General features: G+C 72.1%; 16 protein-coding genes. 12 read left to right on the top strand and 4 right to left on the bottom strand.

All coding sequences use genetic code 11. The features are described from left to right. The first annotated feature begins 3 nt into the window (after positions 1-3). From AB0959_RS23055 to AB0959_RS23025, 7 genes are all read left to right on the top strand, one after another. Positions 4-963, top strand: a complete 960-nt coding sequence (locus AB0959_RS23055; protein WP_366828342.1) for an alpha/beta hydrolase family protein — start codon at positions 4-6, stop codon at positions 961-963. 16 nt (positions 964-979) lie between these two features. Further along, positions 980-2,296, top strand: coding sequence for a crotonyl-CoA carboxylase/reductase (gene ccrA, locus AB0959_RS23050; protein ID WP_366828341.1), 1,317 nt, complete (start codon positions 980-982; stop codon positions 2,294-2,296). A 219-nt stretch (positions 2,297-2,515) separates the two neighbouring features. Then, positions 2,516-4,237 (top strand): ATP-binding protein, encoded by a 1,722-nt coding sequence (locus tag AB0959_RS23045; RefSeq protein ID WP_366828340.1) that lies wholly within the window; start codon positions 2,516-2,518, stop codon positions 4,235-4,237. Next, positions 4,234-4,644 carry a roadblock/LC7 domain-containing protein gene (locus tag AB0959_RS23040; RefSeq protein WP_366828339.1) on the top strand — a complete coding sequence of 137 codons (411 nt, stop codon included), beginning with the start codon at positions 4,234-4,236 and terminating at the stop codon, positions 4,642-4,644. Before AB0959_RS23045 ends, AB0959_RS23040 begins: the two co-directional genes overlap by 4 nt. Then, positions 4,641-5,015: a DUF742 domain-containing protein gene (locus tag AB0959_RS23035; protein WP_366828338.1), complete on the top strand. Its 375-nt coding sequence runs from the start codon at positions 4,641-4,643 to the stop codon at positions 5,013-5,015. The genes AB0959_RS23040 and AB0959_RS23035 overlap by 4 nt, the downstream gene beginning before the upstream one ends. Beyond that, positions 4,996-5,601 carry an ATP/GTP-binding protein gene (locus AB0959_RS23030; protein ID WP_366828337.1) on the top strand — a complete coding sequence of 202 codons (606 nt, stop codon included), beginning with the start codon at positions 4,996-4,998 and terminating at the stop codon, positions 5,599-5,601. The genes AB0959_RS23035 and AB0959_RS23030 overlap by 20 nt, the downstream gene beginning before the upstream one ends. After that, positions 5,598-6,866 (top strand): cytochrome P450, encoded by a 1,269-nt coding sequence (locus AB0959_RS23025; RefSeq protein ID WP_366828336.1) that lies wholly within the window; start codon positions 5,598-5,600, stop codon positions 6,864-6,866. The genes AB0959_RS23030 and AB0959_RS23025 overlap by 4 nt, the downstream gene beginning before the upstream one ends. A gap of 93 nt (positions 6,867-6,959) precedes the next feature. Here AB0959_RS23025 and AB0959_RS23020 read toward each other — a convergent pair whose 3' ends face one another. Beyond that, positions 6,960-7,991: a 7-epi-alpha-eudesmol synthase gene (locus tag AB0959_RS23020; RefSeq protein WP_366828335.1), complete on the bottom strand. Its 1,032-nt coding sequence runs from the start codon at positions 7,989-7,991 to the stop codon at positions 6,960-6,962. A 527-nt stretch (positions 7,992-8,518) separates the two neighbouring features. Between AB0959_RS23020 and AB0959_RS23015 the strand changes: the two genes are divergently transcribed. After that, positions 8,519-8,911, top strand: coding sequence for a VOC family protein (locus tag AB0959_RS23015; protein ID WP_366828334.1), 393 nt, complete (start codon positions 8,519-8,521; stop codon positions 8,909-8,911). A gap of 80 nt (positions 8,912-8,991) precedes the next feature. On the opposite strand, the gene AB0959_RS23010 is transcribed toward AB0959_RS23015, so the two are convergent. Beyond that, a complete protein-coding gene (locus AB0959_RS23010) occupies positions 8,992-9,288 on the bottom strand; it encodes a DUF4235 domain-containing protein (protein WP_366828333.1) in 297 nt (98 codons plus the stop codon). 33 nt (positions 9,289-9,321) lie between these two features. Continuing rightward, positions 9,322-10,338: a glutathione S-transferase C-terminal domain-containing protein gene (locus tag AB0959_RS23005; RefSeq protein WP_366828332.1), complete on the bottom strand. Its 1,017-nt coding sequence runs from the start codon at positions 10,336-10,338 to the stop codon at positions 9,322-9,324. Between the two features lie 202 nt (positions 10,339-10,540). On the opposite strand from AB0959_RS23005, the gene AB0959_RS23000 reads away from it, so the two are divergent. Next, on the top strand, positions 10,541-11,635 hold the full coding sequence (locus AB0959_RS23000; protein ID WP_366828331.1) for a cation diffusion facilitator family transporter: 1,095 nt from the start codon (positions 10,541-10,543) through the stop codon (positions 11,633-11,635). A gap of 92 nt (positions 11,636-11,727) precedes the next feature. On the opposite strand, the gene AB0959_RS22995 is transcribed toward AB0959_RS23000, so the two are convergent. Beyond that, positions 11,728-12,177 (bottom strand): nitroreductase family deazaflavin-dependent oxidoreductase, encoded by a 450-nt coding sequence (locus AB0959_RS22995; protein ID WP_366828330.1) that lies wholly within the window; start codon positions 12,175-12,177, stop codon positions 11,728-11,730. A gap of 206 nt (positions 12,178-12,383) precedes the next feature. Here AB0959_RS22995 and AB0959_RS22990 point away from each other — a divergent pair, with 206 nt between their 5' ends. The 3 genes from AB0959_RS22990 to AB0959_RS22980 all read left to right on the top strand — a co-directional run bounded on the left by AB0959_RS22990 (position 12,384) and on the right by AB0959_RS22980 (position 17,242). After that, a complete protein-coding gene (locus AB0959_RS22990) occupies positions 12,384-13,583 on the top strand; it encodes an MFS transporter (RefSeq protein ID WP_366828329.1) in 1,200 nt (399 codons plus the stop codon). A gap of 63 nt (positions 13,584-13,646) precedes the next feature. Continuing rightward, positions 13,647-16,034 (top strand): beta-galactosidase, encoded by a 2,388-nt coding sequence (locus AB0959_RS22985; RefSeq protein WP_366828328.1) that lies wholly within the window; start codon positions 13,647-13,649, stop codon positions 16,032-16,034. A gap of 143 nt (positions 16,035-16,177) precedes the next feature. Then, positions 16,178-17,242, top strand: a complete 1,065-nt coding sequence (locus tag AB0959_RS22980; protein WP_366828327.1) for a LacI family DNA-binding transcriptional regulator — start codon at positions 16,178-16,180, stop codon at positions 17,240-17,242. The last annotated feature ends 4 nt before the right edge of the window (positions 17,243-17,246 follow it).

The raw sequence follows: 17,246 nt of genomic DNA, 5'->3' as shown, positions 1-17,246 counted from the left end.
CCCATGCCCCTGCCCCGCCCCACCCGCAGATCCGTCCTCCTCGCGGCGGCGGCCGCGACGCTCGCCCCGGCCGTCGCGGCCACCCCCGCCTCGGGCGCCGGCGCCCGCATCACCGGCGAGCGGTGGCTCGACGCGCGGACCGTCGACCTCACGGTCGCGTCCCCCTCCGTCGGCGCCTCCCTGCCCGTACGGGTGATCCTCCCGACCGGGTACGCGACACAGCCCACCCGGACCTGGCCCGTCCTGCACCTCCTCCAGGGCGCGCACGACGACTACACGTCCTGGACGCGGGAGACGGACATCGCCGCCTTCCTCGCCGACAAGGACGTCATCGCCGTGATGCCGTCCTCCGGGCCCACCGGTATCCCCACCGACTGGTGGAACTACGGGCTCGGCTCCCCGGACTACGAGACGTTCCACGTCGACGAGGTCATGGAGCTGCTGCGCACCACCTACCGGGCGGGCACCCGGCGGGTCGTCGCCGGTGTGTCCACCGGCGGCTACGGCGCGTTCGCGTTCGCCGCCCGGCGCCCCGGTCTCTTCTCGGCGGCCGCCTCGTACAGTGGCATCCTCGACACCCTGGCCCTCAGCATGCCCCTGGTCATGAGCGCGATCGTCGCCCGCGAGTCGCTGATCCCGCTGACCCTGTGGGGGGCCTCGATACTCCAGCGCACCAACTGGGAGCGGCACAACCCCTACGCCCTGGCGAACGCCCTCAAGGGCACCGGGCTGTACTTCTCCCAGGGCAGGGGGCTGTCCGGCGGCGCCCCCGACAACCTCGAAGGGGCCTTCCTCGAAGGGACGCTGTGGGAGCAGTCGCAGCGGTTCGCCCAGCGGCTGGGCGCGCTCGGCGTCCCCGCCACCACCCACTTCTACAACGGCGGCGCACACGCCTGGCCGTACTGGCAGCAGGAGTTCCGGGCATCGTGGCCGACGCTCGCCGCAGGCCTCGGCCTGAGCTGACCGAAGGAGGACACTCATGGACCTCGATCCCCTGGCCGAGGCCGTCGTGGCCGGAGCCGCCGGCCCCGACCTGGAGAAGCTGCCCCTGCCCGACCGGTTCACCGCCGCCCATCTGAGGGAGGAGGACGTGGGCGGCTTCACCGGAGTCGCCGACAAGGACGTCCGCAAGACGATCCACGTCGGGCCGGTGCCCATGCCCGAACTCGCCCCGAACGAAGTGCTCGTGGCCGTCATGGCGAGCGGCATCAACTACAACACCGTCTGGTCGGCCATGTTCGAGCCCATCCCGACCTTCACCTTCCTGAAGCACTACGCGCGCCAGGACCGCTGGGCCGCCCGGCACGACCAGCCGTTCCACGTCGTCGGCTCCGACGCGTCGGGCGTCGTCGTGCGCACCGGGGCCGGGGTGCGCAGATGGCGGGCCGGTGACCACGTCGTCGTCAGCCCCGTGTCCGTCGACGAGGAGGACCCGGCCACGCACGCCGACGGCATGATGGACGCCGGTCAGGTGGCCTGGGGCTTCGAGACCAACTACGGGGGCCTCGCCCACTACGCCGTGGTGCGCACCACCCAGCTCCTGCCCAAGCCCGCCCACCTGACCTGGGAGGAGGCGGCCGCCAACCCACTGTGCGCGGGCACCGCGTACCGCATGCTCGTCAGCGACCGGGGCGCCCGCATGACCCAGGGCGACGTCGTGCTGATCTGGGGCGCGGCCGGCGGACTCGGCGCGTACGCGATCCAGTTCGTGCGCGGTGGCGGGGGCATCGCGGTCGGTGTCGTCAGCAGTGAGGAGAAGGCGGAGTACGTGCGCGGCCTCGGCTGCCAGGTGGTGATCAACCGGGAGGAGATCGGCCTCACCGGCGATGCCCCCGTCGACCCGATCGCCGTGGGCAAGCGGCTGGGCCGGCGGATCCGGGCCGAGACGGGGGAGGACCCGCACATCGTCTTCGAGCACGTCGGCCGTGCCACCTTCGGGGTCTCCGTCTTCGTCGTACGGCGCGGCGGGACCGTCGTGACGTGCGGTTCCAGCTCGGGCTATCAGCACGAGTTCGACAACCGCTACCTCTGGATGCGGCTGAAGCGGGTCATCGGCAGCCACGGCGCCAACCTGCGGGAACAGGCCGCGGTGGGACGCCTGTTGGACATCGGTCACCTCCGGCCCGCGCTGACCGCCACCTACCCGCTCGCCGAGACCGCGGAGGCCGCCCGGCTGGTCCAGGACAACGCACACCTCGGGAAGGTCGGCGTCCTCGCCCTGGCGCCCCGCGTGGGGCTCGGCGTCACCGACCCGGAACGGCGGGAGCGGTTGTCTTGTACACAACTGCGAAGGTGAGGAGCGGAACCTGTCGACATGAGGAATTCCTGCGGAGGGTGACGAATCCTTGACGGGTGGGCGGCGGAGTGGTTGATCATTCCGCTCGCCGACCCTATAAGCTCCCTTGCGGCGCCGTGAGTTGACGCGATCGCAATGGGGTCGGCTCTCGGTGCGTACTCATGAGTGCGACTCCCTTGCACACCCCCTTGTACGATCGTGTCGCTTCGAAGGATGCAGATGGAACTCGCCACTCCGCCTCCGGCGGCACGGCCGCCCGTCGCCTGGTACAGCTGGTGGCTGCTGCCACTGGCCTCAGGGGGTGGGACCGTCGCCGCCGCGGTCGCCGCCCCCGACTGGGCCGGTCTGGCCGTGGCCGCCGGTGGAGCCGCGACGGCCGCCTGTGCCGTCTGTGTACGCCTGCTCATCCGTTCGCGGCGTCAACTGAGAAGCAGCGCGGACGCCTTTCGAGGGGCACAGGCCGAGCACGCCCAGCAGTGGCAGCAGCACGTGGCCGCACTGGAACAGTCGTTCGCCGCCGAGCGCGCCGTGTACGAGGAGCGCCACACCGAGCAGACGCGCGAGTACGAGGCCCGGCTCGCCGAGCGGAACCAGGCCTGGCAGGAGCAACTGGACAAGCAGCAGGCGGCGGTGGCCCAACTCGCCGCACAGCAGCTGCCCGACGCCCTGAAGCGACTGCGCGAGGGTGAGTCCATCGACGACGTGCTGCCCACCATCACCCAGTGCGCGGAGGTGAGCGCCGACCTGCGGGCCGAGCTGCGCAAGGTGCTGCGGACCTCGCTCATCGCCGTCGAGGAGGAGTTCGACCGCTCCACCGCCGCCGAGCAGGCCGTCGTCAGCATCGGCAACCGTATTCACGTACTCACCAGCAAACTCCGTGGCCGTCTGCACGAGTTGCAGGGCGAGCACGGTCGGCTGCCGGCCGTCGCCCGGGGGTTGATGGAGCTCGACCAGGCGATCGGCCCCGCCGACTGTCTCGCCGCCAGTGTCGGCGTCCTCGGCGGCTCCGACCGGCCCGGACGGCAGTGGCAGGAGCCGCAGCGCCTGCTCAGCGTGGTCCGCGGCGGCATCGGCCGCATCAAGGACTTCGACCGCGTCCAGGTCCGTCATCTGCCCGACCTGGGCGTCGACGGCGGCCTGGTGGACCACCTGACCCTCGTCTTCGCCCACCTCCTGGACAACGCGGCCCGCTACTCGCCGCCCACCGAGCCCGTGCTCGTGTCGGGCAAGGAGGTCCCGAACGGCGTCGGCATCGAGATCCAGGACGCGGGCAAGGGCCTGAGCGAGGAGAAGAAGCGAGAGGCCGAGCACGCCCTCGCCGGTACGGCGGCCGGACCCGGCCTCGGCGGCATCTCCGAGGACGCCAACCTCGGCCTGCGTGTCGTCGGCGCCCTCGCCCGCCGCTACGGCATCCGTGTCACCTTCGCGGACTCGCCCTGGCTCGGCACCTCCGTGGTCGTCGTGGTCCCGCACAAGTACTTCAGCCCGCTGCCCGCGGCACCCGCCTCCGCCCCGGCCGACCGGCCCGGAACCGCCGCGCCCGCGGCGGACCGTGCGACGGCCGCACCGGCTGCGACGGCGCCCACCGGGCGCGGTGAGCACACGGAGGACGCGGAGGGCGGCGACGAGCCGGACACCACGCCCGGCGGCCTGCCCCGGCGCCGCAGCAGGCGCGGCGAGCCGGCCGCGGCTCGTACCAGGGCCGCGGACCGCGCCGAGGCCGCCGCCTCCGCCGTACCGCCGGACACGTCCTTCCGGGGCCTCGCCGCCTTCGCCACGGCCGGACGGGGGATCTCCACGGAGCGCGCGGCCGACGGGCCCGAGACGGACACCGCGGCCGGCCGGGCGACCGCCGGACGCGACAGCGCCGTCGCCGACGAGCACACCGGCACCCGCGCGTCCACCGAGCAGCACAAGGAAGAAAGCGACCAGTCCTCATGACGCAACACGGAACCGATGTGAGCTGGGCGCTCCGCGACCTCGTCGAGAGCATCCAGGAGATCCGCTTCGCCCTCGTCGCCTCCAGCGACGGCAAGGCCATCACCTCCTTCGGCGCCGAGGACCCCGACGACGTCGACCGCTTCGCCGCCGTGGTCGCCGGCCTGCAGGCGCTCGCGCAGCCCGTCGCCGAGCAGTTCCCCAAGTACGCGGGCCAGCTCCGGCTCGCCATGATCGAGGTCGACGGCGGCCACCTCTTCGTGGTGCGGGCCGGAGTCGAGACGTACCTGGGAGTGCTCGCCAGGGAGGGCCTCGACCAGGGCCTCCTCGGTCACCAGATGATGGACCTGGCCCGCAGGATGGGCGACCTCCTCGGCACCACTCCGCGCGTGGAGGATCACTCTGGATGAGTGCTCCCCGCCGGCCCACGGACCCTCCCGGTCTCGAGCGCTACTACGTCCTCACGGGCGGCCGCAGCGGACCGGGCGGCGGTTCGGCGTCGAGCCTCGACGTGGCGACCCTCATCCTCGCCCGCTCCGCCCCCGCACAGGGCATGCAGCACGAGCACGAGGAGATCCTCCGGCGCTGCCGTGATCCGCTGTCGGTCGCCGAACTCGGCGCCCATCTCGGACTGCCCTTCAACATTCTCGCGGTGCTCCTCGCCGACCTGCTCGACGCGGACCGGATCGAAGCCCGTGACCCCATCCCGGCGTCCGACGCCGACCGCGGGCCCGACCTCGCGCTCCTTGAGGAGGTACTCAGTGGACTTGAAAGGCTTTGACCACCCCCACGGGGCGGCGGCCGGGGGCACCCGGTCCGTGAAGATCATGATCGCCGGCGGCTTCGGTACGGGGAAGACCACCCTGGTCCGCTCGGTCAGCGACATCAGGCCGCTCACCACGGAGGCGACCCTGACCGAGGCCAGCGCCGGCGTCGACCATCTCATAGGGGTGACGGACAAGCAGGAGACCACGGTCAGCCTCGACTTCGGCAAGATCGGCATCAACGACGAGCTGGTGCTGTACCTGTTCGGCACCCCGGGCCAGGAGCGGTTCTGGTTCCTGTGGAACGGCCTGTTCAAGGGCGCTCTCGGCGCCGTCGTCATCGTCGACACCCGGCGCCTCGCCTCCAGCTTCCGGGCCATAGAGGAGATGGAGCGGCAGGACGTCCCCTTTGTCATCGCGCTCAACGTCTTCCCCGACTCCACCGAGCACCCGGTCGAGGAGATCCGCGACGCCCTCGACATCCCGGAGCACATCCCGGTCGTGGCCTTCGACGCCCGCGACCGCGCGTCCAGCCGGGACGTACTCGTCGCCCTGATCCACCATCTCAAGGATCGCTCTGCCGTCGCCCTGGAGCCCCGATGAACGACCAGCCTCCGACCACCGAACACCCCTTAAACGAACCGGATCCGGAGGCAGGGCGAGGGTGCCCCGTCGCCCACGGTGACGTCACCCGCCTGTACGGCCCCGACGCGTCGGTCGACCCGCACGGCATCTACGCCCGGCTGCGCAAGGAGTACGGCGCCGTTGCCCCGGTCCTGCTCGAAGGGGACGTCCCCGCCTGGCTGGTGCTCGGCTACCGCGAGTGCCGGCGCGTGCTCGACAACCCCCTGCAGTTCAGCCGCGACTCCCGTATCTGGCGCGACTGGAAGGAGGGCCGGATCGAGGCCGCCTCGCCGCTCATCCAGATGGTGGGCTGGCGGCCCGACTGCGTGTCCCAGGACGGCGAGCCGCACCGCAGGCTGCGCGGCGCGGTCACCGACAACCTGCACGCCGTCGCGAGCCGGGGCATCCGCAGGCACGTCACGCACTTCGCGAACAAGCAGATCGACGCGTTCGCGGACCGGGGCACCGCCGACCTGGTCGCCGACTTCGCCGAGTACCTGCCCATGCTGGTACTGACCCGTGTCTTCGGGCTCGCCGCCAGCGAGGGCCGCACCCTGGCCGAGTCCTGCGCCCATGTCATCAAGGGCGGCGCGGACGCCCTCGCGCACAACGACCGCATCATGCGCATCCTCGGTGAACTCGCCGAGCGCAAAAGGGAGGAGCCCGGCTCCGACTTCACCACCGGGCTCCTGGAGCACCATGCCGGACTCGACGAGGACGAGGTACTGGGCCACCTCCGCCTGGTGCTGATCGCGGCGCACACCACCACCAGCAACCTCCTCGCCCGGGTGCTCCAGCTGATCCTCACCGACGCCTCACGGCTGGCCGGGCTCGTCAGCGGCGAGCTGAACGTGTCCTCGGTGGTCGAGGAGGTCATGTGGAACACGCCTCCGCTGGCCGTGCTGCCGGGCCGGTTCGCCACCGCCGACCTCGAACTCGGCGGCACCGGAATAAAGGAGGGCGACCTGCTGGTGCTGGGGCTCGCCGCCGGCAACCTGGACCCGGAGATCCGCCCGGACACCGGCGTCTCCGTGCAGGGCAACCAGTCCCACCTGGCCTTCAGCGGTGGCCCGCACGAGTGCCCAGGCCAGAGCCTCGGCCAGGGCATCATCGAGGGCGCGGTGGCCGCACTGCTGCACCGGCTGCCGGGCCTTCATCTCACCGCGCCGGCCGAGGAGTTGACCTCGACGGCCTCCACCTGGGAGTCACGGCTGGACAGCCTGCCGGTCGCGTTCACGCCCTGAGCCGTCCCCGTCCCCGTTCCCGTTCCCGTTCCCGTTCCCGTCCCAGGACGCCCTGCCCGGCCGCACGGACACGGACGGCCGGGCGGGGGCTCCTCACACGGCGAGAAGGTCGTCCAAGGACCCCTTCCCCGCCAACTCGGCCGACGCCGCGGGCCCTTCCTTCGCCGCCGTGTACCGGCCCGAGGTCAACGCCCACTCGTAGTTGCCGTTGATCCAGTGCTGGATGGCCTCCACGCCCATGCGCACCTGCTCGCCCTGCTCGTCGGTGAGCCCCAACTCGGTGCACATCTCGGGCACCTGGGCCTCCGACGCGAGGTACTCGTCGAGGCACGTCGTGGTCATCCGGTACGCCTCGTCGGCGGCCTCCTCCCAGGAGCAGCCGCGCTCACGGTGCAGGACGGCGATGAGGTTGTGGCCGTCGCCCCGGCGCTTCTCGCGCTCGAAGGAGTGGATGTCGTTCATGAACCCTATGGTGTCGGCGGCCAGATCACGCAGGCGCACCATCAGTGGGTGGGCCTGCACCTGCGCCGGCACCTCGAAGCCGCGGCTGCGCTCACCGGCGTCGATGCTGTGGTGGATGCCCACCGTGCGGCGCCGGAACTCGGCGTACTCCGCGAGGCTCAGCGTCCCGGCCAGGCCCCGGGCCGCCAGGTCGACCTCCTCGGTGTGCGCCACCAGGAACCGGCCCCAGGAGGCCGCGAACCGGGTGCGCCAGGTCAGCGACATGCCCTCCGAGAGGTGTGCCCAGACCTCCGCCCAGGCCAGCGTGATCGGGCAGACCACCCTCGGTGCCGTACCCGCCGGACGCAGCGGAGTGGCGATGAGCTCCCGCGCCACCTCCGCTATGCGGTCGGCCCGGTCGGGCTGTGCGGTGTCGAACTGGTCGTCGAAGAGGAAGGCCAGGGAGAACCAGTTCATGAGGACGACCATGTCCTCGGCCGAGGCGTGGGGGTAGGTCCGGGCCGCCGCCTGCGGCAGGTCCCATGACCGGTACTCGTCGAACGCGGCCTTGCTGCGCACCAGGCGCATGTCCCACACCCAGCGCAGATGGCGGCCACGGGCGTATTCCAGATGCTGACTGACGGGGGTGTCGAAGGGGAGATCGAACCGGACGTGCTGCGGCATGCCGCATCCTCTCGCAGACTCCAACCACGCATTTTCAGCCGGAAGTTGAAGGCTCAAAATGCGCTACGAGACTGCCCACGCGGGGAACGGTCTATGGTGTGACGTCGATTACTGGTGGTACAGCTGTGGCCAGAGGCGTGCGAGGCGTCGGCGGTTGTTCCGCCCCTGCCGCCCGCGTACATCCAGCCCCTCCGGCGTTTGAGGAGCGGGGGTCCGGGGGCCGGCCCCGAAGCGGGGTCCGGGGCGGAGCCCCGTGGCGGGTCGAAGGGGCGCAGCCCCTGGGGATGATGGGGGTCCCCCGCTCGAGCGAAGCCGAGAGTGGGGGAGGGCAGGGGCGGCGGGGGCGAAAACCTCCGGGGACGGCCCCGCAGCGACCAAACCGGCCCGACCCGCTCCAACCAGCCACCCCCCACCCGCACTTCGCGCCAGCCCCGCCCGACGCCCGACTGTTTCCCTGGTACGGGGTACCCGCAGCGCACAGGCGCCGGCGGACCGCCGCCCGCGCCCGGGACACCGACGGAGGAACGATGGCACTCGTAGAGACGGGCGTCGTGGTACTGGACTGCGCCGAGCCCGAGAAGCTCGCCGCCTTCTACAAGGAACTGCTCGACGCCGAGGAGACGGACGCGTCCGCCAACCGGGTCGAGATCTGCGGCGCCGGCGGCACCCGGATGGCGTTCCGCCGCGACGTGAACGCCACCCCGCCGAGCTGGCCGCGCCCCGAGAACTCCCTCCAGGCCCACCTGGACTTCCTCGTCGACGACCTCGACGAGGCCGAGCGCAGGGTCGTGGGGCTCGGTGGGCGCCCCGTGGACACGAAGGAGCCGGCCGGGCCGTTCGAGGAGCGCGGTTACGCCGACCCGGCCGGCCACTCCTTCACCCTGCGCCGCGTCCGGCCCACGGCGCCGAAACAGGGCTGAGTCCCCCTCGTCCGACACCTGCGCCCGGTCCCGGCGGGGGAACGCCGCGCGGCCGTCGGTCCGCCGCGCGGTCCCGGTCCTCAGTCCCGGCCGTTGTTGTCGGACGACGGCCACACCCCCGTCCGGTGCTCGATGACCGTCGCGCCCGCGCGGTCCACCGCGCTGCGCACCACCGCGAAGATGGCGCCCTGGACCGCCGCGGCCAGCAGTATCTCGCCCCAGTCACGGTCCTGGTCCAGGGCGTCGGGCGCGTCGTCCTCGTCGCGGATGGCCTTCCACGTCGCACGGAACGCCATCCCGGCCAGGGCGCCGCTCAGCCAGCCGAGCACGAACCCGGCGGGTTTGTAGGCGAGCGGGAGCTTCTTCTTCTTTCCCACCTGGATCTCTCCTCTCTTCACTGCCTTCGCTGCTCAGGGACGTCCCTCGGGCGGCACCGTTTCCGACTCGCGTACCGGACCGGGCGGCGTACCGTCACCGAAGGGACGCCCCCCGAGGTCCTGACGGCCGTGCGGGGAGAGCCAGCCGGACAGGTCGGGGCCCATCGGCACGATGCCGGTCGGGTTGATGCCCGTGTGCACCTGGTAGTAGTGCCGCTTGATGTGGTCGAAGTCGACCGTGTCACCGAACCCGGGCGTCTGGAACAGGTCGCGGGCGTACGCCCACAGCACCGGGTCCTCCGACAGTTTCCAGCGATTGCACTTGAAGTGGCCGTGGTAGACGGCGTCGAACCGGACGAGCGTGGTGAACAGACGGATGTCCGCCTCCGTGATCGCGTCCCCGACCAGGTAACGCTGCCCGGAAAGACGCTTGGAGAGCAGCGCCAGCCGGCTGAACACCGCCGTGCACGCCTCGTCGTACGCCTTCTGGTTGTTGGCGAAACCCGCCTTGTACACACCGTTGTTGACGTCCTCGTAGACGTCCGCCATCACCTCGTCGATCTCGTCGCGCAGGGCGGCCGGGTACAGGTCGGGCGCGCCGTCGCGGTGCAGTTCCGTCCACTCGGTGGCCAGGTCCAGGGTGATCCGCTGGTAGTCGTTGGTGACCAGCCGCCCGCTCGGCTCGTCGACGAGCGCGGGCACGCTCACCCCGCCCGGGTAGCCGGTCTCGCGTGCGTCGTACGCCTCCTTGAGGTAGCGGATGCCGAGCACGGGATCGCGGCCGTCCGGGTCCAGGGAGAACCGCCAGCTCCGGTCGTCCTGGATCGGGTCCGCGATCGCCAGTGACAGCGCGTGATCGAGTCCCAGCAGGCGCCGCGAGATCACGGCACGGCTGGCCCAGGGACACGCCCGGCTGACGACCAGCCGGTAGCGGCCGGGCTCCACGGGCCAGCCGTCCCGGCCGTCGGCCGTGACACGGTCGGAGAAATGGCTCTTCGACCGCGTGAACTCCTTCCGTCCGTACGCGCTGTTCCCCTCGCCGACTGTCATGAGCCCCTTCCTTCCCGGTGGATCCGAGGACGAGTACCCCTGGCGGGCGTGGTCAGTACCTCGGTGTGAACGCCGCCGACAGGGGCAGTCGGCCGGAGTGAAAAGGACGGAGGACCACCGAAACCGAGGCCGCGACAGTCAGTCGCCACAAGAACGCGAGGCGTACGCGGGGCAGTCCCCACCGCAGCCGGGGGAGCAGGCGATGACGCCCCCGGACGGGCCCCCGCCGGGCGATCGCACCGCACACGCGGAGCGCGAGGAGAGCTCCGCGGAAGAGCCGCGTGCGGAGGGCACCCGGCGCTCGAAACGGACGGCCCGTGCCGAGCGGAAGGCACGGTCGGACCGCAGGACGCGCGTCACCGTGCTCGTCGCGCTGGGGGCGAACCTCGTGATCGCCGTGGCGAAGGCCGTGGGAGGCGTGCTCGCGGCGTCGCCCGCGCTGCTGTCCGAGGCGGCGCACTCGGTCGCCGACAGCATGAACGAGGTGTTCCTGCTCGCCGCGCTGCGCCGCAGCCGCCGGCCCGCGGACAGCCGCCACCCCTTCGGCTACGGCAAGGAGCGCTTCTTCTGGTCACTGCTCGCGGCCGTCGGCATCTTCGTCATGGGCGGCTGCTTCTCCTTCTTCCAGGGCGTCGAGGCCCTCAGGAGCGGCGCCGAGGAGTCGCGGGACGGCTATGTGGCGGGCCTGATCGTGCTCGGTGTCGCCCTGGTGTCCGAGGGAGCCTCCCTGCTGCGTGCCATCCATCAGGTGCGCCGGCAGGGCGGTGGCGCCGACGGCCTGCGGGACCCCGCGCTGCGGACGGTCGTCGCCGAGGACGGAACCGCCGTGCTCGGCGTGACCCTGGCGATGGTGGGAATGGCCCTGCACATGGTCACGGGCCAGGTCGTCTGGGAGGCGTCCGCGTCGCTGGCGATCGGCGCGCTGCTGGTGTACGTCGCGTTCTGGCTCGGCCGGGACGCCAGGGACCAGCTCATCGGCCGGGCCGCCGACCCGGAACTCAGCCGGAGGGTCCGCGCCCTGCTGCGGGCGCAGCCCGAGATCGACAGCGTGGAGACCATCCAGACCATGCAACTCGGCCTCGAATCCGCTCTCGTGGCCGTCCGCGTCGACCTCGTCCCCGGCCTCGACAGCGAGGAGGTCGAGGAGGTCTCGGTACGCATCAAGCGCTCCATCGCCGACACGATCCCCGAGGCCGAGCAGATCTTCCTCGACGTGACGGAGGCGTCGGCCCTCCGGGACACGGACCTCGGGGCAACGGAAAGCCCCGCCGCGACGGGGGAGCGCGGCGGGGCCTGACGCACGGGTGCCCGGCGGCCGACGGTTCATGCGTCCCGGACCGAAGATTTCTTCGGGCTTTCCTCCGGGGCGCCTTCCGTCAGCCTCCGGCCTCAGCCGCCGTCCACCGGCTCCAGCACGAAGACCGGGATCTCCCTCTCGGTCTTCTTCTGGTAGTCCGCGTACGGCGGATACGCCGCGACCGCGCGCTCCCACCACGCCTTCTTCTCGTCCCCGGTGACCTCGCGGGCCCTCATGTCCTGGCGTGCGGGCCCGTCCTGGAGTTCCACGTGCGGATCGGAGACGACATTGTGGTACCAGACCGGATGCTTGGGCGCCCCGCCCTGTGAGGCCACGACGGCGTACCGGCCCTCGTGCTCCACGCGCATCAGAGGCGTCTTGCGGATCTTGCCGCTCTTCGTGCCGCGCGTGGTGAGGATGATGACGGCGAGGCCCGTGTCCATCAACGTCGTTCCCTCGGTTCCGCCCGAGCTCTCGTACAACTCGACCTGCTCCCGCACCCAGTCCGTGGGGCTGGGCACGTACTCGCCCTCAAGAGGCATGACTTCCGTCCCATCGTCGCAACGTGGTTCTCCCCAGGGCCAACAACAGCCGCCCCGGGATTCATCCACTCCGGTTTCCGCCCCGGCCGTACCTCACACGTAATCGCCGTACATGAACAAGACCGGCTGTGTGTCGCTCGCTGGATGTTACCGGTAACATCACTTCTTGCCCCGGTCCAGCGCCCAGTCAAGGAGTGTGTCGCCCTGTGACCACGGAAGCAGCACGATCGGCGGACGGCGCCACAGCGGCCACGGGCGCCGTGCTCTTCAGCCCGGCCGCGGTGGTCGCGTCCTGCGTGGGCTTCGTGCTCATCGGCGCGCTCCAGGCCCTGTACGGCCCCGCGATCCCGGCCTTCCGCGAGGAGTACGGGCTCTCCCCGTCGGCCGCGGGGCTGGGGCTGAGCGCCCACTTCGTCGGCGGTGTCGCCGGAGTCCTGCTCTTCGACCGCCTCTTCGGGCGCGTCGACAACCGCCGGATCCTCGGCGCCTCGTACGTCCTCATGGCCGTCGGCGCGGCGGGCTTCGCGCTGGCGCCGAACTGGCCCCTGGGCCTCACCGCCGCCCTACTGGCCGGGCTGGGCTTCGGGGGCATCGACTACGGCCTCAACCAGCTGTTCGCCGTCGGCTTCGGTCACCGCTCGACCGCGATGCTCAACATCCTCAACGCGCACTTCGGCATCGGCGCCATCCTCGGTCCCGCGCTGATCGGCGCCGTGGGCTCGGAGCACTACCCGGCGGTCTTCCTCGCCTTCGCCGCGGCCAACCTGCCGCTGCTGCTGTGCCTGCGCGGCGTGCGCGAGCGGGCCCCACAGCCGGAGGGTGCCGCGTCGGCGGAGGCCGGTGGTCAGGTCCTTGGGCGCAGCCTCGGCTCGGTGCTCGCCGTGTTCGTCGCGCTCTACGTGCTGCACGTGGGCATCGAGGCGGGCGTCGGCGGCTGGGAGCCGACCCATCTGGAGACGGTCGGGTACGGAGCCGGCGTCGCCGCGACGGCCACCTCCGTCTACTGGCTGATGATGACGGTGGGCCGCTTCCTGGTCGCCCCGCTCGCGCTGCGGTACTCGGCCCAGGCCATCATCACCGTCTCCTGCGCGGGCATGACGGTCTGCCTGCTCCTGGCCGCGGTTCCCGGGCTCGCCCCGTACGCGTACGCGGGCGTCGGCCTGTTCATCGCTCCGATCTTCCCCACCGGACTGCCGTGGCTGAGCAGGGCCGCCCCGAGGGCCCGCAGGGCGGGCGCGCTGGTCATCGCCGCGTCGATGGCCGGCGGTGTCGCGGCGGGCCCGGCGCTCGGCAAGGCCATCGAGTGGTCGGGGATCCGCGCGGTCCCGCTCCTGCTGTGCGGCGTGTCCGCGCTGTGCCTGGCCGCCACGCTGTGGCTGATCCGGGCCACGCGCCCCCCTCACTGAGGCCGACCCAGAGCCCGTTCCGTCCCCTGCCCCGCACCTCGACCCCGGCCAGGAGAAGCCCCGATGACACCCCCGCACCGGCTCCGTGTCCCCGCCCCCTCCGCACCTCCTCTCAGCGGCCACCTCCCCTTCGCCGACGCACCCGGGGTGCCCGACCCGATCGAGGTGACCAGTCGCTGGCTCACCCGCGGCGGCCGCCCCTGGTTCCCGGTCTCCGGTGAGTTCCACTACTCCCGCTGTCCCGCGGGGGAGTGGGAGGAGGAACTGCTGAAGATGAAGGCGGGCGGGGTGACGGCCGTCGCCAGTTACGTCATCTGGATCCACCACGAGGAGGTGGAGGGCCGCGTCCGCTTCGACGGCCACCTGGACCTGCGCCGCTTCGCCGAACTGTGCGCACGCCACGGACTGGACTTCATCCCCCGGATCGGGCCGTGGAGCCACGCGGAGGTACGGGGCGGCGGCCTGCCCGACTGGCTCCTCGCCCGCGCCCGCACCCCACGCACGGACGACCCCGCCTACCTGGAACCCGTACGCGGCTGGTACGCGGCCGTCGCGGAGCAACTGCGCGGACTCGACCGCGCCCACGGAGGCCCCGTCGTGGCCATCCAGATCGAGAACGAGCTCTACGACCAGCCCGGCCACCTGCTCACCCTGAAACGCATGGCCCAGGAACTCGGCCTGAGCGCACCCCTGTGGACGTCGACCGCCTGGGGCGGGGTGCGGTTGCCGCCGGACGAACTCCTCCCGCTGTACGGCGGCTACCCGGAGGCGTTCTGGACCGAGGCCGACGGCGGCTGGCCCGACACCTGCCGCAAGCACTACTTCTTCACCCACCACCGCGACGACGAGGGAATCGGCGCCGACCTGCGCCCGACCACCGTGCGGGGCGCCGACCCGGCCGCCCTCGCGGACCGCTTCCCCTGGGCCACCTGCGAGCTGGGCGGCGGCATGGCCGTCGCGTACCACCGCAGGCCGCGCGTCGACGCCGCCGACATCGGCGCCCTCGGCCTCACCAAGATCGGCTGCGGATCGGTGTGGCAGGGCTACTACATGTTCCACGGCGGCACGAACCCGGCCGGTGAGCTGACGACCCTGCAGGAGTCCCACGCCACCGACTACCCCAACGACCTGCCCGTCCTCACCTACGACTTCCAGGCGCCGCTCGGCGAGTACGGCCAGTACCGTGCCTCGTACCACGAACTGCGCCTCCAGCACCTGCTGCTGGCGGACTTCGGCCACCGCATCGCACCCATGGAGTCCGTCCTTCCCGAGCGCCCGCCGACGGGCCAGTACGACCGGGACACCCTGCGCTGGGCCGTGCGCGGCGACGGCACCTCCGGCTTCCTGTTCGTCACCAACCACCAGCCGCACGAACCGCTGCCGGACCACGCGGACACGACGTTCACCATCGAACTCCCGGGAGCCAGGGGCCCGTTGACCCTGCCCAGCACGCCCGTCACGGTCCCCGCGGGCGCCTACTTCTGCTGGCCGCTGCGCCTCGACCTCGCCGGCCTGCGGCTCGACTGGGCCACCGCTCAGCCCGTGTGCACCGTCGACGACCACGGCCGTACGGTCCTCGCCCTGGCCGCCACCGACGGCATCACCCCCGAACTCGCCCTGGGATCCAGCACGTTGACGTCAGTCAGCACCCCCTCCGGTGACATCGCGCAGATCGGCGACCGCACCCTCGTCACCGGCCTGCGTCCGGGCACCGACTGCCTGGTCGAGGTGGACACCCAGGAGGGCGGGCGCGTCGGTCTGCTGGTGCTGGACGCGGCCACGGCCCGTACTGTCTACCGGGGCGTGGCCTGGGGCGCCGAGCGGCTGGTGCTGTGCGCCGACGGGGTCGTCTTCGACGAGGCGGCCGACGAGGTACGGTTCCACGGCCCGTCCCCGGAACCGTCGTTCGCCGTGCTGCCCGCACCCGGCCGGACACCGGTGGTGGCCGGGACGGACGTACGGGCCACGGAGGACGGGGTGTTCACCCGCTACACGGTGCGGGCCGACGGCGTGCCCGGCGTCACCGGTGCGCGGGTCACGCGCATCCGGCCCGCGGGACCGGCACCCGAGCCCGTGACGGGAGTGCTGGACCGGGCGAGCGCACCCGCCGACAAGCACTTCGAGACCACGGCGGCCGAGTACCGCGTCGACATCCCGGACGACCTTCCGGCAGGCACCCTGCTCCGCGTCCACTGGACGGGCGACGTGGCGCGCGCGTACGTGGGGGACGCCCTGGTCGCCGACCAGTTCCACTCCGGGCGCGTCTGGGACATCGGCCTGCACCGCTTGCCCACCGGAGCCCCGCGTGCCGGGGGACTGCGGCTCCGGGTCCTGCCCCGGCACGCCGACGCCCGCGTGTACGTGCCCGAGGGGGCGGGTGACGGGGGAGTGGCGGCGGTCGAGCGGGTGGAGTGGATCACCGTACGGTCCTGGTCGGTCAGGGCGGGCTGAGGGCCCGGGCACCGCCCTGCACCGCCGTCCTGTTCCGCCGCCCTGACTCACCGTCCTGTCCCGTCCGTCCGGCCTATCCTGTGGTCTGCCGGGCGGGAGGAAGCCGTCGGGCCGTCGCAACGAGGTCGAAGGAAGCAGCCGTCATGACCCCAAGCGCCACGGACGGCGCCGCCCCCAGAGGCCGCAGCAGGCGCAACTTCGCCGGATCGCGGCCCGTGATGGACGACGTGGCGCGGCTGGCCGGGGTCTCCAAACAGACCGTCTCCCGGGTCCTCAACGACCACCCGGCCGTGCGGGCCGAGACCCGTCAGGCCGTGCTCGACGCCATGCGGTCGCTCGGCTACCGGCCCAGCCGCAGCGCCCGGTCCCTGGCCAGCGGCAGGACCCGCATGCTCGGCGTGATCTCCTTCGACGCGTCCCGCTACGGGCCCGCCTCCACCCTGACCGCCATCAACACAGCGGCCCAGGAAGCCGGCTACCTGGTCAGCTCGATCGCCCTCGACACGGCCGACAAGGACACCGTGGTACGCGCCGTGGACCGGCTGTCGGCCGAGGGCGCGGACGGCGTGATCGCCATCGCCCCGCAGCGCTGGGTGGGACGGGCGCTGGCCGAGGCCCGGCTCGACACCCCGCTGGTGACGCTCGACAACGCCCTCGCGGACGGCACCCCCATGGTCAGCGCGGACTCCCGGGCCGGGGCACGCGCAGCCACCGCACACCTCCTCGGCCTCGGGCACGCGACCGTCCGGCACATCGCCGGCCCCACGGGCTGGACATCCGCCGAACTGAGACGGGCAAGCTGGCGCGAGACCCTCGAAGCGGCGGGCGCCGAGGTCCCCGAACCCCTCCTCGGTGACTGGAGTGCCGACTCCGGCTACGCGCTGGGCCGCGAGCTGGCACGGCGCCCCGACGTCACGGCGGTGTTCGCCTCCAACGACCAGATGGCACTCGGCGTCCTGCGCGCCTGCCACGAGGCGGGCCGCCGCGTTCCCGACGAGGTCAGCGTCGTCGGCTACGACGACATCCCCGAGGCGGCCCATCTGCTGCCCCCGCTGACCACGGTGCGCACGGACTTCACCGAGATCGGCACCCGCTCCCTGCGGCTCCTCCTGGACCGGCTCGACGGCACGGCCGAGCCGCGCGTCGACCCGGTCGTCCCGGTGCGCCTGGTCGTCCGCGACAGCACTGCCCCGCCTCCCGCCCGCTGAGCGA

Source organism: Streptomyces sp. NPDC046862 (genome assembly GCF_040704615.1).
Taxonomy (GTDB): domain Bacteria; phylum Actinomycetota; class Actinomycetes; order Streptomycetales; family Streptomycetaceae; genus Streptomyces.
The sequence above is the reverse complement of the archived record's forward strand: the minus strand, read 5'-3'. Positions and strand labels throughout refer to the sequence as shown.